21 protein-coding genes are annotated in these 18,461 nt (G+C 73.8%); 4 read left to right on the top strand and 17 right to left on the bottom strand.

Annotated features, from left to right (window positions below; genetic code table 11):
- Window positions 1-28 precede the first annotated feature (28 nt).
- A complete protein-coding gene (locus tag J5Y05_RS26760; protein WP_210875658.1) occupies window positions 29-385 on the top strand; it encodes a 5-carboxymethyl-2-hydroxymuconate Delta-isomerase in 357 nt (118 codons plus the stop codon).
- Between the two features lie 3 nt (window positions 386-388).
- On the opposite strand, the gene J5Y05_RS26755 is transcribed toward J5Y05_RS26760, so the two are convergent.
- Both J5Y05_RS26755 and J5Y05_RS26750 read right to left on the bottom strand, forming a co-directional pair.
- Window positions 389-1,081 carry a TetR/AcrR family transcriptional regulator gene (locus J5Y05_RS26755; RefSeq protein WP_210875657.1) on the bottom strand — a complete coding sequence of 231 codons (693 nt, stop codon included), beginning with the start codon at window positions 1,079-1,081 and terminating at the stop codon, window positions 389-391.
- A 192-nt stretch (window positions 1,082-1,273) separates the two neighbouring features.
- Window positions 1,274-3,196 (bottom strand): hypothetical protein, encoded by a 1,923-nt coding sequence (locus tag J5Y05_RS26750; protein ID WP_210875656.1) that lies wholly within the window; start codon window positions 3,194-3,196, stop codon window positions 1,274-1,276.
- A gap of 186 nt (window positions 3,197-3,382) precedes the next feature.
- Between J5Y05_RS26750 and J5Y05_RS26745 the strand changes: the two genes are divergently transcribed.
- Window positions 3,383-3,838, top strand: a complete 456-nt coding sequence (locus tag J5Y05_RS26745) for a hypothetical protein (protein ID WP_210875655.1) — start codon at window positions 3,383-3,385, stop codon at window positions 3,836-3,838.
- A 123-nt stretch (window positions 3,839-3,961) separates the two neighbouring features.
- On the opposite strand, the gene J5Y05_RS26740 is transcribed toward J5Y05_RS26745, so the two are convergent.
- From J5Y05_RS26740 to J5Y05_RS26710, 8 genes are all read right to left on the bottom strand, one after another.
- Window positions 3,962-5,461 carry a DUF1996 domain-containing protein gene (locus tag J5Y05_RS26740; RefSeq protein ID WP_210875654.1) on the bottom strand — a complete coding sequence of 500 codons (1,500 nt, stop codon included), beginning with the start codon at window positions 5,459-5,461 and terminating at the stop codon, window positions 3,962-3,964.
- Between the two features lie 203 nt (window positions 5,462-5,664).
- Window positions 5,665-6,681, bottom strand: coding sequence for an SDR family oxidoreductase (locus J5Y05_RS26735; protein WP_210875653.1), 1,017 nt, complete (start codon window positions 6,679-6,681; stop codon window positions 5,665-5,667).
- Window positions 6,682-6,790: 109 nt separating this feature from the next.
- Entirely contained in the window at window positions 6,791-7,462 is a 672-nt protein-coding gene (locus tag J5Y05_RS26730) for a winged helix-turn-helix domain-containing protein (RefSeq protein ID WP_210875652.1), read from the bottom strand.
- 122 nt (window positions 7,463-7,584) lie between these two features.
- A complete protein-coding gene (locus J5Y05_RS32335; RefSeq protein ID WP_281730824.1) occupies window positions 7,585-7,707 on the bottom strand; it encodes a hypothetical protein in 123 nt (40 codons plus the stop codon).
- Window positions 7,708-7,999: 292 nt separating this feature from the next.
- The gene (locus tag J5Y05_RS26725; protein WP_210875931.1) at window positions 8,000-8,584 is read right to left on the bottom strand and encodes a MarR family transcriptional regulator; all 585 of its coding nucleotides are present in this window, start codon (window positions 8,582-8,584) and stop codon (window positions 8,000-8,002) included.
- A gap of 213 nt (window positions 8,585-8,797) precedes the next feature.
- On the bottom strand, window positions 8,798-9,514 hold the full coding sequence (locus tag J5Y05_RS26720; RefSeq protein ID WP_210875651.1) for an SCO2207 family protein: 717 nt from the start codon (window positions 9,512-9,514) through the stop codon (window positions 8,798-8,800).
- A 114-nt stretch (window positions 9,515-9,628) separates the two neighbouring features.
- Window positions 9,629-10,423, bottom strand: a complete 795-nt coding sequence (locus J5Y05_RS26715) for a hypothetical protein (RefSeq protein WP_210875957.1) — start codon at window positions 10,421-10,423, stop codon at window positions 9,629-9,631.
- Window positions 10,424-10,565: 142 nt separating this feature from the next.
- Complete coding sequence (locus J5Y05_RS26710; RefSeq protein WP_210875650.1) at window positions 10,566-10,925, bottom strand: arsenate reductase family protein; 360 nt, start codon at window positions 10,923-10,925, stop codon at window positions 10,566-10,568.
- A 278-nt stretch (window positions 10,926-11,203) separates the two neighbouring features.
- On the opposite strand from J5Y05_RS26710, the gene J5Y05_RS26705 reads away from it, so the two are divergent.
- On the top strand, window positions 11,204-11,518 hold the full coding sequence (locus J5Y05_RS26705; protein ID WP_210875649.1) for a hypothetical protein: 315 nt from the start codon (window positions 11,204-11,206) through the stop codon (window positions 11,516-11,518).
- Window positions 11,519-11,631: 113 nt separating this feature from the next.
- Here J5Y05_RS26705 and pspAB read toward each other — a convergent pair whose 3' ends face one another.
- The 4 genes from pspAB to glnA all read right to left on the bottom strand — a co-directional run bounded on the left by pspAB (window position 11,632) and on the right by glnA (window position 15,153).
- Window positions 11,632-12,210, bottom strand: coding sequence for a PspA-associated protein PspAB (gene pspAB, locus J5Y05_RS26700; RefSeq protein ID WP_210875648.1), 579 nt, complete (start codon window positions 12,208-12,210; stop codon window positions 11,632-11,634).
- A 3-nt stretch (window positions 12,211-12,213) separates the two neighbouring features.
- Window positions 12,214-13,131 carry a zinc metalloprotease HtpX gene (gene htpX, locus J5Y05_RS26695; RefSeq protein ID WP_210875647.1) on the bottom strand — a complete coding sequence of 306 codons (918 nt, stop codon included), beginning with the start codon at window positions 13,129-13,131 and terminating at the stop codon, window positions 12,214-12,216.
- A 128-nt stretch (window positions 13,132-13,259) separates the two neighbouring features.
- Complete coding sequence (locus tag J5Y05_RS26690) at window positions 13,260-13,526, bottom strand: SCO2583/SCO2584 N-terminal domain-containing protein (RefSeq protein WP_210875646.1); 267 nt, start codon at window positions 13,524-13,526, stop codon at window positions 13,260-13,262.
- 217 nt (window positions 13,527-13,743) lie between these two features.
- Complete coding sequence (gene glnA / locus J5Y05_RS26685; RefSeq protein ID WP_210875645.1) at window positions 13,744-15,153, bottom strand: type I glutamate--ammonia ligase; 1,410 nt, start codon at window positions 15,151-15,153, stop codon at window positions 13,744-13,746.
- Between the two features lie 283 nt (window positions 15,154-15,436).
- Here glnA and J5Y05_RS26680 point away from each other — a divergent pair, with 283 nt between their 5' ends.
- Complete coding sequence (locus tag J5Y05_RS26680) at window positions 15,437-15,904, top strand: RDD family protein (RefSeq protein ID WP_210875644.1); 468 nt, start codon at window positions 15,437-15,439, stop codon at window positions 15,902-15,904.
- Window positions 15,905-15,987: 83 nt separating this feature from the next.
- On the opposite strand, the gene J5Y05_RS26675 is transcribed toward J5Y05_RS26680, so the two are convergent.
- The 3 genes from J5Y05_RS26675 to lipA form a co-directional block, all read right to left on the bottom strand.
- Window positions 15,988-16,692, bottom strand: coding sequence for a DUF4191 domain-containing protein (locus tag J5Y05_RS26675; RefSeq protein WP_210875643.1), 705 nt, complete (start codon window positions 16,690-16,692; stop codon window positions 15,988-15,990).
- A gap of 149 nt (window positions 16,693-16,841) precedes the next feature.
- Window positions 16,842-17,060 carry an SCO2195 family GlnR-regulated protein gene (locus tag J5Y05_RS26670; RefSeq protein WP_210875642.1) on the bottom strand — a complete coding sequence of 73 codons (219 nt, stop codon included), beginning with the start codon at window positions 17,058-17,060 and terminating at the stop codon, window positions 16,842-16,844.
- Window positions 17,061-17,403: 343 nt separating this feature from the next.
- Window positions 17,404-18,393, bottom strand: coding sequence for a lipoyl synthase (gene lipA / locus J5Y05_RS26665; RefSeq protein ID WP_210875641.1), 990 nt, complete (start codon window positions 18,391-18,393; stop codon window positions 17,404-17,406).
- Window positions 18,394-18,461: the final 68 nt, after the last annotated feature.

The raw sequence follows: 18,461 nt of genomic DNA, 5'->3' as shown, positions 1-18,461 counted from the left end.
GCCCTGCCGTTCACCCACGGGAGGGCTCATGCCGCAGATCACCGTCGACTACTCGGCGCCGCTCGCCGACGCCTTCGACCGGCCCGCCTTCGCGCGGGCGCTGCACACCGCGGTCGTCGACATCGTGGCCGCCCGGCCGGCGGCGTGCATGACCCGGTTCCGCCGGGCCGAGGAGACCGTCGTCGGCCCCGACGAGGCGGGGCACGTCCTCGTCCACGTGGAGGTGGCGCTGCTCGCGGGCCGCAGCGAGGAGGCCAAGGCGCGTCTCACCGACGCCGTCGTGGAGCTGCTGCGCGCCCACGTACGGCCCGCGGGCGGCGCCGTCCGGCACCTCTCCGCCGAGGTCCGCGACCTCGACGCGTCCTACCGGTCGGCCGAGGGCTGAGGCTCAGGCGACGGGCAGCCCGGCGATCCGGGCGATCATCGCGTCCAGGGGGCCGCCCGGCGTCTCCTTGGCGAGCACGCGGCCGAGCAGCGCGCCCATCTCCTCGTCGAAGGAGGCGCTGACCGCGAGCAGCGCCGCGAAGTCGTGCACGAGCTGCACCTCCAGCTCGCCGCGCGGCACCCGCCGGCCGTCCAGCCAGATCAGCGCCGTCGACTCGGCCAGGGAGATCCACGACCGCACGACCAACTCCAGTCGCGCGGGCGGCTCCTCCACATCCAGATGCGAAAGGATCTGGACATACGCGGCCTGCCGTACGGAGTCGATGAGCGCGTTCGTGGTGGAGGAGCCGACCGCCGGTCCGCCGCGCATCAGGGCGGAGAAACCGGGGCCGTGCTCGTCCACGAAGTCGAAGTAGCGGCGCATCACCCGCAGCAGCCGCGCCCCCAGCGGCCCCTCGGGCGGCTCCTCGAACCGGCCCGCCAGATCGTCCGAGGCACGCCTCAACGCGGCCTCGTACAGGCTGAGTTTGCCGGGAAAGTAGTGGTAGACAAGCGGGCGTGAGATGCCCGCGGCCGACGCTATCTCGTCGATGGAGACCTCGTCGGGCGAGCGGCGGCTGAAGAGTTCGAGCGCGACGCCGATGAGTTGCTGCCGTCGTTCCTCGACGCCCATTCTGCGGCGTACCCCGGTGCTCATACGAACACCTTACCGATCGAATCAAGCCTCCGAACGGACTGGATCACGCATCGGTGTTCACAAGTCCCGCACCAGCCGCCCCTTCCGCGCACGGGAGCCACGGATGCGGACCGGTTCGCCCCGCTCCGAGCCGGTCGGCGGCCCGTCGGGTCCCCGCACGGCGAGTACGGCTCCGGGAGCGGGGCGGCTTCGTCAGCCGAGGCCGTCGAGGGTGCCGCCGTCGGGGAGGGTGGCCCGGAGTTCGGCCTTGGCGCCCTCCTCGGCCGGTGCCGTCAGGACCGCGCCCTCGGCGGAGGCGCTGACGCCGCCGCTCGCGGTGACCGCGCGGGCGCCGTCGCCCCCGGCCGCGGCGAGGAGGTACCACTCCCCGCCCCCCGACTTCCACAGCACCCCTGCCAGTACGTGCGGTTCCCGCTTGCCGCAGGCCGGCACGTCCTCGGCCTTCGCCGCCACGGCGCCCACCGGCCCGCCCGGCGTGCGGAACTGGGCCAGCACCCTCGCCCCCTCGCCCCGCCAGGTCTCGGCCCGCGTGCACACCCACGAGCCGGTCCCGGCGGCCCCCGGCAACGGCTGCGAGGCGAACTGCCAGGCGTTGACCGACCGCACGCCCTGCCCGCGCACCGACCCCAGCGAACAGGCGTACGGCGCCCAGGCGCGCAGGGACTCGGCCCCGGAGACGTTCTTGACGGAGCCGGGCCGGCCGGTGGTGAGGCGGGCCGGCACCAGTTCGCCGAGGTCGCTCAAAACCTGGGTGTGGGAGCCGTCGGCGAGCTGGAGCGCGTTCCACGAGGAGCAGGCGCCGGTCTGCTGGGCGGGGCTGGCCAGCGGCGAGGTGACCCCGTCGGTCAGCGTCAGCTCCATGGCGCCGCCGTTCGGCTGGGCGAGGTCGCGCTCGGCCGCCCCGGTGACCCAGGGCGCCGTCAGATAGCGCACGTTGCCGTCGGCCCGGTCCAGCACCAGCGCGCCCGCCTCGGAGCGTCCGGCGCCGTCGGTCCGCGCGAAGTCCAGGGCGGCACCGGCCGAGCCCTCCCTCGGCTCGGCGTACCGGACGACCCGCAGGCCGTCGTGGAGCAGCACCACGCGCGCGTTGCCCACGTCCCCGGCGTACAGGAGCTGGGGCGGTCCGGCGGGGCCGCCGGTCGGCGTGCCGGGCGTCGCCGACACGTGCACGGTCTCGCCGGGGCGGGCCCACACGGCGAGGGCGCGGCGCACCAGTTCCCGGTCGCCGGTGAGGCCGCCGCGGGCCGGCCACACCGAGAAGTCGGTGCGGTCCGAGGTCCGCCACGCGGTGGGGGCCGCCTCGGTCACCCGGCCGGGGTCGAGGGCGGCCTGTGCCGCCGGGTTCTGCGCGTAGGGCGGGGCGGCGGCGCCGTCCGGCCCCCAGCCGTCGCCGGGCAGGCCGAGCAGCGCCCCGCAGACGACCAGCGCCGCCCCCGCGACGAGGGCGGCCTTGGTGTGCTGGCGGCGCCGCATCAGATCGGTCGGCCGGGCCTGGAGCGAGCAGGGGTCGAACTCGGGGGAGCGCAGCAGCGCGTACGGTCCGCCCACCGCGTCGGCCTCGCGCAGCGCGGCGTCCGTGTCGCGCACCCCGGCGGCGGTGAGGACCTGGCGCACGTCGCCGTCCGGCAGCTTCTCCAGCCCGCGCAGCGCGTACGCGGCCCGGCCCGGCCCGGTCAGGTGGGACAGCCGCTGGTCCAGGGCGAGTTCGTCGGCGCCGCCGGAGCGGGGGAAGAGGGTCAGTCCCCACACCTGGGGCAGCAACGGGGGCAGTTGGGCCCGCCGCGGCCAGGCCCGGCGCCGCAGCGGCAGGCTCGCGGTCAGCGCCGTACGCACGACCCGCAGGCGGACCAGCGCGTACCCGGGGTCGCCCTCGCGGCCGGCCGACTGGGCCGGGATCACGGGTGTGCGGGTGCGGTTGCGGGGCAGCGCGCGCTGCACGAGGGCGTGCGCGGTCAGCACCCGGCGCCCCCGGCCGAGACCGGACGGCAGCACCAGGTAGGCGAGCCGGACCAGCCGCGGGTAGTGCTCGACGAGCGCGGCCTCGGCCTGCTCGACGTCGACGACCGGGTCGGCGGCGGAGGGTGCGGGGGGCGGGGCGACATCCTGTGACTGCACGTTCAGCAGAACGAGCGAACCGGCGGTTGGTCACCGCGGGCGCGCTGGGGACGGGGGCCGCGCGGTCCCGGACGGCGGCCGGACGCGGGGCCGTTTGAGCATGTCGCGCCCCGCGCCCGTATCGATGGCCGGGGGCCCTCACCGGGGGCCCCGTACGGCATTCGCCGGAAGGGACCGGAGGAACACATGAGGCTGACCCGATCGATGCTCGCGCCGGCCGGAGCGGTGCTGGTGCTGGCGCTGGCCGGCTGCGGAACCGGCGGCGACGGCGAGGCGGCCGTCCCGCAGACGGCGACGGGAAGCCTGGAGCACCTGGCCGCCGAGGTCAAGTGCGAGCCCGACCTCCAGACCGACGCCGACACCATCCGCCAGGCGATCTGCAAGAAGGGCGGGGAGAAGTACATCCTCGCCACCTTCGCCACCGACCGCGGACAGCGCGAGTGGATCAACACGGCCAAGGACTACGGCGGTTACTACCTGGTCGGCCGCAAGTGGGTCGCGGTCGGCGAGGAGGACCTCGTCGAGGGACTGCGCGGCCGGCTCGGCGGCGTGGTGGAACAGGGCGTCCAGCACGGCCCGGAGCACGGCGGCGGGAAGGGCTCCGGCCACGGCTCCGGCGAGCACGCCGGACACGGCGGCTGACGCGGGCCCGCCGGGAGGCGGGACGGAAGCGGGAACGGACGAGGGGCCGGTGGCGGGATCAGCGCCACCGGCCCCTCTCGGCCGTACGGCCCCCCCGTGCCGCTCAGGGGGCCGTGACCGCGATCAGGTGCAGTTCTTGCCCTTGTTGATGCACTTGACGACCTTGTTCATCAGGGAGTCGTCCATGACGTTGATGAAGTCGTTGTGATCGGTGATCGGCTTGTGCAACTGCTCCGGGAAGCTGTCCACCGCGTACGGGTTCGTCACCTGGCCGTTCTGCACGGTCGGGGTGGGGATGTCGTACACCAGGCGGACCTGGAGCTGGGGGATGGCCTGGAAGCCGTCGGGGCAGCTCCCGTCCCCGCGGACGAACGCCGTGTGGGTGCGGTGGTTGGCGCTGTCCGTGTTCTGGCCGTCCCAGCAGCTCTGGAAGTTGGTGGTACGCACCACCTGGCTGCCCTCGGGGCAGAGCGGGTACTTGTCGGTGACCTGCCGGTCCTCGAAGCCGGTGCAGCTCCAGGAGCTGTTGGAGTTGGCCTCGCCGTTGGTGAAGGACTTGGCGTCACCGGTGATGATGCGCAGGAACTTCGGCATCGCCACCACGTTGCCCTGCTTGTTGCCGGTGAAGCGCAGTTCGGCCTGGGCGGGCTTGAGGATCTTGCCGATGTTGCCCTCGGCGCCGCCTCCGTCGTCGTTGGCGTCGAACTCCTGGGTGCCGTCCTGGAGGCGCAGCACCGGCCAGAAGTACGTCGACCTGTCGCCCTGGTTCTTGCAGGTGGTGGCCGCCTGGGCGAGGTCCTCGTCGCTGGCGAAGGCGTTGTTGCCCTGGTTGCCGACGTAGTCGTGCGTGTGGTGGGCGCCGTTGCCGACACCCGGGGCGGCGATCACGTTGTCACTGTTGAACAGGTTGTTCTCGTTGACACCGCAGTCCGTGGTGAACGTGCCCCTGGACCCGCTGTCGCCGTTGGAGGCCAGACCGTTCTGCGTGTTGCGGGAGTTCGGCTGGACGTCGTTGATGTCGATGAAGTCGTCGGCCACCGGACCCGCGACACCGTTGCCGTTGTCGTCCTGGTCCTGACCGCCCTCCTGACCGCCGCCCTGCTCCTGGCCGCCGTCCTGGCCGCCGCCGTCCTGACCGCCGTTCTCCGGCGTCTCGGCGGGCTGACCCTCGCATCCGGCCAGCTCGTCCAAGCTGTTGTCGGCACGGCCGCCGGCCCGGTTGATCTCCAGCTTGATCCGGTCGATGATCACCTTCCGCCGGTCCTTGAGCGGACCCAGGATGGTGTTCTGGACGTACTTCGGGTCGCCCTCCTGCGCCCGACGGGTGGTGGCGAGCTGCTGGTAGGCGTCGGTGATCTGGCTGTCCATCGTGGCCAGTTCGCCGTCGACCTCGCCGCGCGCCTGGTCCGGCACGTCGGAGAGCTTCTGGCCGATGTCGGGGCAGTTGATCGTGGCGACCTGCGCCGCCACCGACCTGGTGCGGTCGTGCCCGCCGTGCTTCTCGTGCGCCGAGGCGTAGAAGTTGGCCCAGACCAGCCCGCCGCCACCGAGCGCCAGAGCCGCCGCTCCGGCTACGGCCTTGGTTGCCAGTGGCATACGGCGTTTGCGTGTGTTGCGTCCCATGGAACTCCTCTGACTTCCTTGCGGGGCATCGAGGCGCCCGACAGGAGTGAAGCGGCGCCCATCCATACGGAGAGCGCCCGCGAGGTGTTCAGCCGCCCCGGGAATTTCCGGTGACTCCCTGGGTGACACGGGTCTCAACAGACGCTGGAACACCAGGAGTTGCCGCCGGTTCACCCGGGGTGAGGGACGAGGGGGCGGACCCGTCAGCGCGTGCCGGGCCCCTGCGGGGCCGTGGCCAGCGCCCTCGCCTCCGTCACCGGGTCCAGCCCCACCGCGGGCCGGTCCGGGCGCTGCGGCGGCGTGCCGCCGACGGCGCACAGCCACCGCCAGGTGTCGCGCACGGTCTCGGCCACCGGGCGGCAGCGCAGCCCCGTGGACAGGGCGCGGGAGACGTCGGAGCAGTGCAGGGCGCCGTGCAGTTCGCTGCCCGGCGGCGCCCACACCGGGAGCTGCGTCCACGGCTCGATGCCCGCGGCGAGCACCACGTCGGGGTCGGTCCACCGCGGTTCGGCACCACCCCCGGTGACCTCGGCGCAGGCGTCGAGCAGCGCGCCCATGGTGGTGTGCCCCCGCGGTGAGACGACGTCGTACGGACCGCTCAGCCCCCGCTCCGCCGCGCCGAGCACCCACTCGGCGAGGTCGCGCACGTCGACGTACTGGAGCGGCAGGTCCCGCGGCCCCGGCGCGAGCACCGGGCCGCCCCGCGCCATCCGGTTCAGCCACCACGGCAGCCGCCCGATGTTCTCGTACGGGCCGAGGATCAGCCCGGCCCGGACGAGCACCGAGCGGTCCGCGCCGAAGGCGTCCAGGACGGCCAGCTCGGCGCCCCGCTTGTCCCGGGCGTAGTCGGTCCGCCCCGCGTCCGGTGCGGCGCCCTCGACGAGCGGCGCGTCCTCCGTGTCCCCGGGGGCCGGGGGCCACGCGTACACCGAGCGGCTCGACACGTACACGTACCGGCCGGCGCGGTCCCGCAGCAGCCGCGCCGCGTCCCGCACCGCGCGGGGCGCCGCCGACCAGGTGTCGACGACGGCGTCCCAGGTGCCCTCGGCGAGCGCGTCGAGACCGCCGTCGGCCGTCCGGTCGCCGCGCAGCGCACGCGTCCCGGGCGGCGGCGCGTGCCGTCCCCGGTTCAGGGCGGTGACCTCCCAGCCTCGTGCGAGCGCCGCCTCCACCACGGCCCGTCCCGCGAACTCCGTCCCGCCCAGCACCAGTAGTCTCATGCGGTCACTGTGCCCGGCACGGCGGCCGGCGGCACGGGATTCCGCCGTCGGCGCAGAGGCCCGCCCCGGGCGGGGAGGGGCCGGCGGCCGGCTCCGGCCGGGGCAGGGCTCAGCGACCGGCCGGCGGGGCGTACTTGTAGCCGACCCGGCGCACCGTCTGGATGGTCCGCCGGTGCTCGGCGCCCAGCTTGCGGCGCAGCCGGGCGATGTGCACGTCGACGGTGCGGCCGTCGCCCACGTGCCCGTAGCCCCACACGGTGGTCACCAGATGGTCGCGCGTGTGCACCCGGTGCGGGTGCGCCACCAGATGGGCCAGCAGCTCGAACTCCAGGTACGTCAGGTCGAGTTCGCGCCCGTCCACGGAGGCGGTGCGCCGCGCGGCGTCGATCCGTACCAGGGGGTCGCCGCCCGGCGAGCCCTTCTCGGGACGGCCGGAGACGGCCACCGGCGGCAGGGGCGGCTGCTGGTCGGCCGGGACCAGCACGAGGTAGCCCACCATCGGCGGCCGGCCGGGCAGGGCGGGCAGCGCGTGCGGGGGCGCGGGCAGCCAGGTCGCGCCCGGCGGCAGGAGGTCGGTCACGTTGCCCAGGGCCTCGGGGACGCCGGGGCGTGGCGGGGGCCACTGCGTGTCGTCGCGGTCGACGGCGCGCAGCCGGTGCCGGGGGCCGCCGGCGGGTGCGGCGGTGGGGGAGGAGGCGGAGCGGCCCGAGGGGTGCTCGGGGCGCGTGGAGGTGGAGTCGGGGCCCAGGGGAACGGGGGACAGGGGACGGATGGTCGCCATGGGACGTCAGCTCTTTCGCGCGAGAGGTTCGTCGGGAGGGGCGACGGCCACGGGATCGTGGTCGGGCGCGTCGCGGGGACGTACGTCGTGCGCGCTGGCCGGGGGCCGGGGTGTACGGCGCTCTAGCGGGCCGGCGCGATCGTCGCGCGGCAACACACCCGGTCGAAGTCGTGGTGCTGACGGGAAGGCCAGAAGGGCTCCAGGTCCTGGTGACCTGTCGCCGCGTACTTCCGGAAGCCGACCATGAGCCCTATTGAAGCAGACCCCGGCCGACAAGAGCAGACCGCGCCCGGTGCGTGGACACGCCGGACGGCGTGGATCAGGGGGTGGGCGGCGGGGGCGTGCCGGCACTTCGCGCGGGGACGCGCCGGGCCGGGCGTGTCGGGCGCACGGGCGCGGTGCCGGTGGGGTGGGGCCGGGCGTGTCAGGTGCCCGGGTGGGGGAGGGCCGGGTGCGGGTAGCGGGTGCGGGTGCGGCGTGTCGGGTGTCCGTACGGCGCTTGCGTACCGCCCGCGGCGTGTCCGGTCCCGCCCCTCCTCACGCGTCCGTGTCGGTCGCGTGGGCCGCGTCGCGCATGCCGGTCAGGAAGCGGTGGACCGCGGCGAGTTCACGCTCGTCGTAGTCGCGCAGGAGGGCCGTCGCGCGGTCGGCGAGCCGGCCGGTGTGGGGCCCGACCAGGCCGACCGCGCGGTCCTCGACCCGGACGACGACGTGACGCCGGTCCCGCCGGCCGCGGACCCGGCGCGCGTGCCCGGCCCGTTCCAGCCGGTCCACCAGCGCGGTCGTCCCGGCGGAGTTCAGCCCGAGCGCCGCGCCGAGCCGCCCGGCGGTCAGTTCCTCGCCCGCGCCGGAGGCGTCGAGGAGCGCGGTCACGGCGCGGACGTCGGTGGGGTGCATGCCGTTGCGCTGCGCGAACCGCGCGCCGTGGGCCGACAGCCCCGCGGCCACGGCGCGCAGCAGCCGGACGATCTCGGGACCGGCGGCGGGGCGGGGACCGGGATCAGGGCCGGGACCAGGAAGCGGACCGGCCCCGGGACCGTCCCGCCCGTCCGGCGCGTCCCGCTGGTCCCGCTGGTCGTCTCTGTCCCGTCTGTCCCGCTCACCGGGGTCCTGACCGTGCATGAGCATGAGCCGTGGTCCTCCGACCGTCGTCCCGCCCGTCTCCCGGGCCGGGCCGCCCGCGGGGCTCTGTGCCCGCGGGCGCGGACACGGCCGGGTGCGCCGCCTGTTCCTCCTCGGCCCCGCGGGCGATGCCCGCCGGGCCAGGCGGTGTACCCGGCCGTGCGCTGTGCCGCCCCGCCGGTCCGGGGAGCCGGCCCGGGGAGGGGCGGTGCCTCATCCCACCTTTTCGATCACGGCCCGCCGGATCAGGAACTTGCCCGGCTCGCGGACGAGTTCGAAGGCCGAGTCGTTGAGCAGGACGCAGCTTCCCGAGACCGAGGTGACCTCGACCGTCGTGGACTTGTTGTTGTCCAGGTTGGTGACCCGCAGCTTCGTCCCCGCCGGGAACTGGTTGCTGGACGCGGCCGGGGCGCCGCCCTCGCCGGAGAGGGTGACGGTGGAGCCGTTGCAGACCTGCTGTCCCGCCTGCCCGGCACCGGCCTGTCCGGCGTCCTGCCCGGCGGCCTGGTCCGCGCCGCCCTGCCCGGCGTTCTCACCGGCCGCCTGCCCGGCTCCCTGCCCGGCCTCCTGGCCCCCGCCCTGCGACGGCTGCCCGGCCTGGGAGTCCTGAGCCGACTCCCCCACCGCGCACCCGGACGCCTCCTGCTTGCGCTTGATCTCCTCGATGACGGCCTCGCGGTTGGCGATCCGCGCGTCCGACTGCGCGTCGGGCGCGGCCCGCTGGTCCGCGATGAACCGCTGGTTGTTGCCGAGCGCGGTGGCCAGGCCCTGGCAGACGGTCGAGTCCTGGGCGGACTTCGTCTGCGCGCCGGCGGTGGTCTGGGCGTTGGAGGCGTTCGCCATCACGAAGGCCCCACCGCCCGCCACCGTCGCCGCACCGACCAGCAGTGCGATCGTCTTCTTCGTGCCGAGAGTTCTCCTGCGCGACATGCGCGGCTCCTGAAAGGTAGGGGGGTACGCCGCTATGTACGAGATGCCGAACAGGGTTGCTCAGGGGCCGGGGGATCGGCCGACGTGACGTACGCCACAGGGGTCGGCCGTCGGTCACTCCGGGGCGGAACACTCCCGGACGGGACCGGCGCCGCCCCCCTCGTACGCCACCACGTTGTCGCGCGCGTACCGCGCCAGCCCCTCCGTCTGCCGGGTCAGGGCCTCGGCGCCGGCCGTGCCGCCGTCGGCCCACCGGCCGTCGGCGAGGACCACCGAGCGGGCGGCGGGCAGATGGCGCCGGACGGCCGGGGCGCCGGGCGGGGCCGGGGGCAGCCCGCTCCCGGGCGGCGGGTCGAGCGGGACGGCGCGGCGGCCGGCCGCGGACCCGGTGAGGGCCGCGCAGAGCGCCGAGGCGTCCTCGGCCCGCCGGAAGCTGACCACGGTCACCGTCACGCGCGAACGCCGCTCGGCGTCGGTGAACAGGGCGGCGGTGAGCCGCCGGCAGCCCTCGTCCCGCCCGGCGAGGGCTCCGGGCCCCATCGGGTGGGAGCAGTCGGCGGTGGTCACCAGGTCGAGGCGCTTGTACCGGGAGCCGTCGGGCAGCCGCACGGCCGTCGCGGGGAAGGCGCGTTCCGGCCGGACCGCGGGCAGGGGCGGCCTGCCGTCGGCGGTCCCCGGCAGGGCGACGGAGGGCGTGCTCGTCCCGGCGGTCGTCCGGGAGGCGGCGGGCGGCGGGTCCCCGCCGGGGCCGGAGGGCGGTGGGGCGTCGACGGCGACGGCCGCGGCGAGGACGCCGCCCGCCGTCACGGCCAGCACGACCCGGGTACGCCGGCGGCGGCGCGGCACGGCCGCGCCGGCGGCGCCGGGACCCGGCGGCCGGCCCCGCCCGCCCTGATCGTCGTGGCTCATCGCGGCGCAGAGTAACAGCGTGGGCCACTCTGAGTCGCGGCGCGCGGCACAGACCGCCCCCGCGGGGCACCCCGCGCACGGCCCGCCCGCGCCGTGCCGACGGGCCGGGGTCCCCACGCCACAGGCTTCCGGCGCGGGTCCTCTACCGGGAGAGGGCGTCGCGGACGGCCTCGTCGGTGCGGCCGACCACGGCCGTCCCGTCGTCGGCGGTGATGATCGGCCGCTGGATCAGCTTCGGGTGCGCGGCGAGCGCGGCGATCCAGCGCTCGCGCGCGGAGTCGTCCCGCGGCCACTCCCTGACGCCCAGGTCCTTCGCGGCGGCCTCCTGGGTGCGGGTGATGTCCCAGGGCTCCAGACCGAGCCGGCCGAGCACGTCGCGGATCTCGTCCTCGCTCGGCACGTCCTCCAGGTACCGGCGGACGGTGTACTCGGCGCCCGCGTCGTCCAGCAGACCGATCGCGCTGCGGCACTTCGAACAGGCCGGATTGATCCAGATCTCCATACCGCACACGGTAGCCGGGCCCGGCGCCGGAAGCGGCCCCCCGGCCCTGACCGCACCCCGCCGCGCACCCCCGTCACGCGCCCCCTCTGTTCGAATATCGGCGCCTCACGCGCCTCGCGCGAACCGGCGGTGACATCGCCCCCGCGTATGGCCTGACCTGGACGTTCGGTTGTCCACAGGCTCCCCGGATGTCGGTGCCCGACGGTAGAATGGACGCAGTGTTCGAGGGTGTCGCCGGGGTGTCCGGACGGCGCCCCGACCGCGTCAGGAGGATGCCCGTGACCGCTGCCGCCCTGAAGCCGAAGCCGCTGCCCACCCAGTCCACCGCCCGGCGTCCCGTCCCGCTCGACCTGCCGTACGCCCCCGTGGCGAAGCACCCCCTGCCCCCCGGCCGCCCCCGCGCCTGGTACGTGGCGCACAACCGCCGGCTCAAGGCGATGCGGCTCGCCATAGCCCTGCTCGACACCGGCGTCTACGTGCCGGAGCGGGCCGGCGACGAGACGATACGGGAGACCGCGCGCACCGTCGGCGTCCACCCGCCGTCGGCGAGCACCTGCCGCATGGTGCGGGCGCTCCTGCACTCCGCGCGGTGACCCACGGCGCCGGGGCCCGCGCACCCGGCGCCGCCACACCCGCGCCCTGGCCCCCGGGGGCGGGGGCCTGACCCGGAGCGGAGCCGGCCCGGACCTGCCCGCCGCCCTCACGGTCACAGTCCGGGCGCACCCCACACGGGGAACCAGCGCCCGAGGTCCTGCTCGACCGTGAGGTCGTCGGCGAGCACGGCCCTGATCCGCAGCTCCAGCGCGTTGTCCCGGCGCTCCCTGGCGCCGGGCAGCGGGGCGAAGGGGTAGAAGGTGCCGCGCTTGTAGAGGTAGACCAGCGCCAGCCGCCGCCCCTCGCCGTCCTGGAAACCGGCGAGCGAGCAGAGCAACTGGGGGCCGAAGCCGTTGGCCTCCATGGAGCTGTTGACCGCGTGGAGGTCGTTCACGAGCAACGGGAGATCGTCGGGGGAGCGGCGCGAGACGAGCCACGAGTAGCCGTACTCGTCGCGGCTCAGCTCCACCGGGGTCCGCCCGGCGTCCGCGTCGAGCAGGGCGCGGACCTCGCGGTGGGTCTCGTCGAAGGCCGAGCCCTCGACGGTGGCGAAGCAGACCGCGCCCTGCCCGGTCGGCCTGAAACCGGCCGCCGCCTCCAGGGTCACCGCCGCGGAGGGCAGCGCGAAGAGGCGGTCCAGGTCGGGTGCGACGGGTTTCGTACGGCCGAGCAGGATGTCCAGCAGGCCCATGCGTCACGCCTTCCCGGGCGCCGCGGCCTCGTCCAGCTCCGCCGAGATCCGGCCGAGCTGGTCGAGCCGCTGCTCCAGGCTCGGGTGGGTGGCGAAGATCTTGCCCAGACCGGGGTCGGAGCCGAAGGCCGGCGTGAAGTAGAACGCGTTGAACGCCTGCGCCGTCCGCAGGTCCTTCGTCGGGATGCGGGCGATGTCCCCGGACACCTTGGTGAGTGCCGACGCCAGCGCCGAGGGACGGCCGGTGAGCACCGCAGCCGCCCGGTCCGCGGCCAGCTCCCGGTACCGGGACAGGGCCCGGATCAACAGGAAGCTGATCGTGTACACGGCGGCCGAGACGCCCATGATCGCCGCGAAGACGACAAGGGTGTTCTGGTCCCGCCGGCCGCCGCCGAAGAGCTGCGAGTAGAAGGCGAACCGCACGATGAGCCCCGCGATCACCCCGAGGAAGGAGGCGACGGTGATCACCGCCACGTCCTTGTGCGCGACGTGCGACAACTCGTGCGCCAGCACGCCCTCCAGCTCGGCCGGTTCCAGCCGCCGCAGCAGGCCGGTGGTCACGCAGACCACCGCGTTGTCCGCGTTGCGTCCCGTGGCGAACGCGTTCGGCATCTCCATCGCCGACACGGCGACCAGCGGTTTCGGCATGTCCGCCATGGCCGCCAGCCGGTCGACGACCCCGTGCAGCTCCGGATACTCGTCCCGCTCGACGACCTTGCCGTGCATGGCGAACAGCGCGATCCGGTCGGAGAACCAGTACTGGGCGCCGAACAGCAGCGCGACGATCACCACGACCAGGACCCAGGACTTCAGCAGCGTGATCAACGCGGCCACGAAGCCCACGTACAGCAACCCGAGCAGGAACAGCGTGACCCCCATTCGGACGGTCAACCGCCGGTCGCTCCGGAAGCGGCTCTGCATCTCATCACCCCGCAGTCAGGGACTCGTTCCGATGTCCAGTGTGCACCCGTACGGCCGATGTGGGGCGGTTCGCGGTGGCACGCGTGGCCGGTGCGGAAGCGGATTGCCTGGTGGGGGCGGTGGCCGGCTCAGAAGGGCGCGCGGAACTCCAGGTACCCGAGGAGGAGGATGACCGCGGCGACGATGCCGAGGACCAGGGCGGCCGACATCCACGGCGAGCGGTGACGGTGCCGGGACCGCCTGTGCTCGGGGTCGGGGCGGAAGGGCACCGGACCGGGAGGGTTCTCCTTCCACCGCGCGGCCAGCATCCGGGCGCGGGCGGAGGGCTCCTTGTGCTCGGCTCCGTCGGCCCACCGCAGATCGAACTCGCGCTCCTCGTCGTCCCGCTCGGACATCCCCGTACCTCTCCCCGTCTTCCCGGCGCGTACCACGGTCGAACAATCGTGTCACCGTCGATGATTCCCCCCGGAAACCGCAGAGGGAAGCCTTTCCGGCCAGAACCCCGCCGCCACGGGCCCCTGGGGCCCGCCCCGCGACGTGCCGAGCCCCGCCCCTCAGGACGAGGGACGGGGCTCCGGACCGGCGGCGACGGGCGCTCGCGCCCGGCGTCCGTCACACGTCGAAGTACATTTCGAACTCGTGGGGGTGGGGGCGGAGCTGGAGGGGGGCGATCTCGTTGGCGCGCTTGAAGTCGATCCACGTCTCGATCAGGTCGGGCGTGAAGACGTCGCCCTGGAGGAGGAACTCGTGGTCGGCCTCCAGGCGGTCGAGGACCGCGTCGAGGGAGGTCGGGACCTGGGCCACGTTGGCGTGCTCCTCGGGGGGCAGCTCGTAGAGGTCCTTGTCGATCGGGTCGGCCGGCTCGATCTTGTTCTTGATGCCGTCCAGGCCCGCCAGGAGCAGCGCGGAGAAGGCCAGGTACGGGTTGCCGGAGGCGTCCGGGGCGCGGAACTCGACGCGCTTGGCCTTCGGGTTCGAGCCGGTGATCGGGATGCGCATCGCGGCCGAGCGGTTGCGCTGGGAGTACACGAGGTTCACCGGCGCCTCGAAGCCCGGCACCAGGCGGTGGTACGAGTTCACCGTCGGGTTGGTGAAGGCCAGCAGCGACGGGGCGTGCCGCAGGATGCCGCCGATGTAGTGGCGGGCGGTGTCGGAGAGACCGGCGTAGCCCTGCTCGTCGTAGAAGAGGGGCTCGCCGTTGCTCCACAGCGACTGGTGGACGTGCATGCCCGAACCGTTGTCCCCGAAGATCGGCTTCGGCATGAAGGTGGCCGTCTTGCCGTTCTTCCAGGCCACGTTCTTCACGATGTACTTGAAGAGCTGGAGGTCGTCGGCGGCGGCGAGCAGCGTGTTGAACTTGTAGTTGATCTCGGCCTGGCCGGCGGTGCCCACCTCGTGGTGCTGGCGCTCCACCTGGAGGCCGGCCCGCTCCAGCTCCAGGGAGATCTCGGCACGCAGGTCGGCGAAGTGGTCGACCGGCGGGACGGGGAAGTAGCCGCCCTTGTAGCGCACCTTGTAGCCGCGGTTGTCCTCCAGGGCACCGGTGTTCCAGGCGCCGGCCTCGGAGTCGATGTGGTAGAAGCTCTCGTTCGCGCTGGTGGCGAAGCGCACGCTGTCGAAGACGTAGAACTCGGCCTCGGGGCCGAAGAAGGCCGTGTCGGCGATGCCGGTGGAGGCGAGGTACGCCTCGGCCTTGCGGGCCACGTTCCGCGGGTCACGGGAGTACTGCTCACCGGTGATCGGGTCGTGGATGAAGAAGTTGATGTTGAGGGTCTTGTCCCGGCGGAAGGGGTCCACGCGGGCGGTGGACAGGTCGGCGCGCAGGGACATGTCCGACTCGTGGATGGCCTGGAAACCGCGGATGGAGGAACCGTCGAAGGCCTGCTCCTCGTCCGGGTCGAACGCCCCGGCCGGCAGGGTGAAGTGCTGCATGACGCCCGGCAGGTCGCAGAAACGGACGTCGATGAACTTGACGTCCTCGTCCGCGATGAATTTCTTGGCTTCGTCGGCGTTCTGGAACATTCCGGCTCCTCCTACTCCCGACCGTCCCGCCGGGGTGGTAGATCGTGCGTGTGCCAGTGCGGGCGGCCCACGCTCTCCTCGACCCTAGGGACGGGAAATTTCTCGGGCGTGACCCGTATGTTTCGCAGAAGTTAACCGGCCACGGTGTCAGCCTAGGCGCCTGTCGGGCCGGTCACACCCCCTGTTCACCCGCCCCGCGCCGCCCTCCCGCACCAGGCGCCGTCCCGTCCGGCCCGGCCACCCTCCTCGGGTGCCCGGACGCGCGCCCAGTACCGTGGACGTCGTGGACAACAGGCAAGCAATGGGATCGTGGCTCTCCGGCCCGCGCGCGGCCATCGAAGGGGCCGGCGGGGAGCTGGGGTACCGGGGCGAGCAGCTCGGCCTGCCCGAAGAGGGACCGGGCTCCATCGCCCGGCCGGGCCGGCGGATCGGCGCCCTGGCCGTCGACTGGACCCTGTGCCTCCTGATCGCCAACGGTCTGATCACCGACGGCTACCAGCAGGCCACCGGCAACTGGGCGCTGCTGATCTTCTTCGTGCTGAGCGCGCTCACCGTCGGCACGGTCGGCTTCACCCCGGGCAAGCGGCTCTTCGGGCTGCGCGTGGTCGAGCTGGGCACGGGCCGCGTCAACCCGCTGCGCGCCCTGCTGCGCTCCGCGCTGCTGTGCGTCGCCGTCCCGGCGCTGGTCTGGGACCGTGACGGCCGGGGCCTGCACGACCGCCTCGCCCGCACCGTCGAGGTCCGTCTCTAGCACCCCGCCCACGCGTACAAACGGCGGATGGGGGCGCCCGGAGTGATCCGGGCGCCCCATCCGCCGTTCCGTGTCGGGAGGGCTCAGCGCTGCTTCGGGCTGCCGCCCTTCGGCATCCGCATGCCCTTCGGCATCGGGCCCTTGGGCACCGGCATGTTGCTCATCAGGTCGCCCAGGGCGCGCAGCCGGTCGTTGGTCGCGGTGACCTGCGGGCCGGTGAGCACGCGGGGCAGCTTCAGCATGGTCGTGCGGAGCTTCTTCAGCTCCACCCGGCCCTCGCCGTCGCCCACGATCAGGTCGTGCACCGGTACGTCGGCCACGATGCGGTTCATCTTCTTCTTCTCGGCGGCCAGCAGGGACTTCACCCGGTTCGGGTTGCCCTCGGCGACCAGCACGATGCCGGCCTTGCCGACCGCCCGGTGCACCACGTCCTGGCTGCGGTTCATCGCCACCGCGGGGGTCGTCGTCCAGCCCCGGCCGATGTTGTCCAGTACGGCCGCTGCGGCGCCCGGCTGGCCCTCCATCTGCCCGAAGGCCGCCCGCTCGGCCCGGCGCCCGAAGACGATCGCCGTCGCGAGGAAGGCGAGCAGCAGGCCCAGGATGCCGAGATAGATGGGGTGACCGATCAGGAAACCGATCGCGAGGAAGACACCGAGGACGACGATGCCGACAGCCGCGAGTACAAGACCGATCTTCTTGTCGGCCTTGCGGGTCATCTTGTAGGTCAGGGCGATCTGCTTCAGTCGCCCGGGGTTCGCAGCGTCCGCTGCGGTTTCCTTCCTCGCCATGTGCCGAAGTCTACGTGTCCGGGAAAGCGCCCACGACGGCAGTGCCCGGCGGGGCGGCGCGGGGGCGGAGAACGGGCGCGGAAGGGGGCGCGGCGGGGCGGGGAAGGGCGCCCGGGAAGGGCCGGGGACGGGCCCGGGGACGGGAGGCGTCAGGGGTGCCCGTCGAGGGGGCGGGGGCCCTCCAGCGACTCGCGCAGCACCCGCTCGGTCTCGACGCGGTCCCTGGCGCGGCGGCGGTCCTCCAGCACGGAGGTCCAGGCGTTGCGGCGGGCGGTGCGCTGGCCGCCGCTCATCAGCAGCGACTCGACGGCCCGCAGGGCGGTGCCGAACGACGGGATGGCGGTGGCGCGGACGGGTGCGGCCGGCATCGTGGAAGTCCCCCCTCGGTACCGCGACGGGTACGGGTGCGCGTGGCGTGATTCCAGGGTCACGGTTTGGTGTTACCAGGGCGTGACCCGCCGGTCAAACGCAGATGACGGATGGGTGCGGGGCCCCGGAACGGCCCCGGAACGGCCGCGCGGCCCCGACCGCGGCCCTCATCTGCGAGGACGGTCGGGGCCGCGAACAGCGTTCACTACCGGTCGGTAGTGACTTGTGCGGGATTTCACACGCCTGCCGGATCACGCCTCCCGGACCACGCCTGCCGGACCGCGCCGTCCGGCCGGTGGGGTCCAGCCCGGTGCCGGAGCCCGGGGGCTTCCCCGGGTGCCGTCAGACGGCCTGTGCGGCGACGGGGCCGGCGCCCTGCCCGGCGGCGGTCGAGTGACGCTGCTCGCGGGCCATCGCGTAGAGCCGCCCGGCGCGGTACGAGGAGCGCACCAGCGGGCCGGACATCACGCCGGAGAAGCCGATCTGCTCGGCCTCCTCCTTCAGCTCCACGAACTCCTGCGGCTTGACCCAGCGCTCCACGGGGTGGTGGCGCACGGAGGGGCGCAGGTACTGCGTGATGGTGATCAGCTCGCAGCCCGCGTCGTGGAGCTGGCGCAGCGCCTCGCCGACCTCCTCGCGGGTCTCGCCCATGCCGAGGATGAGGTTGGACTTGGTGACCAGACCGTAGTCCCGGGCGTCGGTGATGACCTTCAGGGAGCGCTCGTAGCGGAAGCCGGGGCGGATGCGCTTGAAGATCCGGGGCACCGTCTCGACGTTGTGCGCGAAGACCTCGGGGCGGGAGTCGAAGACCTCGCGCAGCAGCTCGGGCACCGCGTTGAAGTCGGGGGCGAGCAGCTCGACCTTGGTCCGGCCGTCCGCGCGCCCGGCCGTCTGCCGGTGGATCTGGCGGACCGTCTCGGCGTAGAGCCAGGCGCCGCCGTCCGGGAGGTCGTCGCGGGCCACGCCGGTGATGGTGGCGTAGTTGAGGTCCATGGTGACCACGGACTCGCCCACCCGGCGCGGCTCGTCACGGTCGAGCGCCTCGGGCTTGCCGGTGTCGATCTGGCAGAAGTCGCAGCGCCGGGTGCACTGGTCGCCGCCGATGAGGAAGGTCGCCTCGCGGTCCTCCCAGCATTCGTAGATGTTGGGGCAGCCGGCTTCCTGGCAGACCGTGTGCAGGCCCTCGCTCTTCACGAGGTTCTGCATCTTGGTGTACTCGGGGCCCATTTTCGCCCGGGTCTTGATCCACTCGGGCTTGCGCTCGATGGGGGTCTGGCTGTTGCGGACCTCCAGGCGCAGCATCTTGCGTCCGTCGGGTGCGACTGCGGACACGTCGGCTCCCTAGCTTCGATTCTTCGGCGTACACCAGGGTACGCCCGTGATTGGCGGGCTCTGTGGTG

The sequence above is a fragment of the Streptomyces tagetis genome, assembly GCF_018069565.1.
GTDB lineage: Bacteria > Actinomycetota > Actinomycetes > Streptomycetales > Streptomycetaceae > Streptomyces > Streptomyces tagetis.
Note: the sequence above shows the minus strand (reverse complement) of the source record. Positions and strands in the feature narration are given on the sequence as shown.

Excerpts from the sequence above, each read along its gene's own strand:
- J5Y05_RS26730 (WP_210875652.1), bottom strand. The coding sequence starts at position 7,462 with ATGGCGACCATCCGTCCCCTGTCCCCCGTTCCCCTGGGCCCCGACTCC.
- J5Y05_RS32335 (WP_281730824.1), bottom strand. The coding sequence starts at position 7,707 with ATGGTCGGCTTCCGGAAGTACGCGGCGACAGGTCACCAGGACCTGGAG.
- J5Y05_RS26745 (WP_210875655.1), top strand. The coding sequence starts at position 3,383 with ATGAGGCTGACCCGATCGATGCTCGCGCCGGCCGGAGCGGTGCTGGTG.
- J5Y05_RS26670 (WP_210875642.1), bottom strand. The coding sequence starts at position 17,060 with ATGCCGGCCGCACCCGTCCGCGCCACCGCCATCCCGTCGTTCGGCACC.
- J5Y05_RS26760 (WP_210875658.1), top strand. The coding sequence starts at position 29 with ATGCCGCAGATCACCGTCGACTACTCGGCGCCGCTCGCCGACGCCTTC.
- htpX (WP_210875647.1), bottom strand. The coding sequence starts at position 13,131 with ATGCAGAGCCGCTTCCGGAGCGACCGGCGGTTGACCGTCCGAATGGGG.
- J5Y05_RS26720 (WP_210875651.1), bottom strand. The coding sequence starts at position 9,514 with ATGTCGCGCAGGAGAACTCTCGGCACGAAGAAGACGATCGCACTGCTG.
- J5Y05_RS26710 (WP_210875650.1), bottom strand. The coding sequence starts at position 10,925 with ATGGAGATCTGGATCAATCCGGCCTGTTCGAAGTGCCGCAGCGCGATC.
- J5Y05_RS26690 (WP_210875646.1), bottom strand. The coding sequence starts at position 13,526 with ATGTCCGAGCGGGACGACGAGGAGCGCGAGTTCGATCTGCGGTGGGCC.
- J5Y05_RS26715 (WP_210875957.1), bottom strand. The coding sequence starts at position 10,423 with ATGAGCCACGACGATCAGGGCGGGCGGGGCCGGCCGCCGGGTCCCGGC.
- J5Y05_RS26735 (WP_210875653.1), bottom strand. The coding sequence starts at position 6,681 with ATGAGACTACTGGTGCTGGGCGGGACGGAGTTCGCGGGACGGGCCGTG.
- J5Y05_RS26725 (WP_210875931.1), bottom strand. The coding sequence starts at position 8,584 with ATGCACGGTCAGGACCCCGGTGAGCGGGACAGACGGGACAGAGACGAC.
- J5Y05_RS26755 (WP_210875657.1), bottom strand. The coding sequence starts at position 1,081 with ATGAGCACCGGGGTACGCCGCAGAATGGGCGTCGAGGAACGACGGCAG.
- J5Y05_RS26675 (WP_210875643.1), bottom strand. The coding sequence starts at position 16,692 with ATGGCGAGGAAGGAAACCGCAGCGGACGCTGCGAACCCCGGGCGACTG.
- J5Y05_RS26740 (WP_210875654.1), bottom strand. The coding sequence starts at position 5,461 with ATGGGACGCAACACACGCAAACGCCGTATGCCACTGGCAACCAAGGCC.
- pspAB (WP_210875648.1), bottom strand. The coding sequence starts at position 12,210 with ATGGGCCTGCTGGACATCCTGCTCGGCCGTACGAAACCCGTCGCACCC.
- glnA (WP_210875645.1), bottom strand. The coding sequence starts at position 15,153 with ATGTTCCAGAACGCCGACGAAGCCAAGAAATTCATCGCGGACGAGGAC.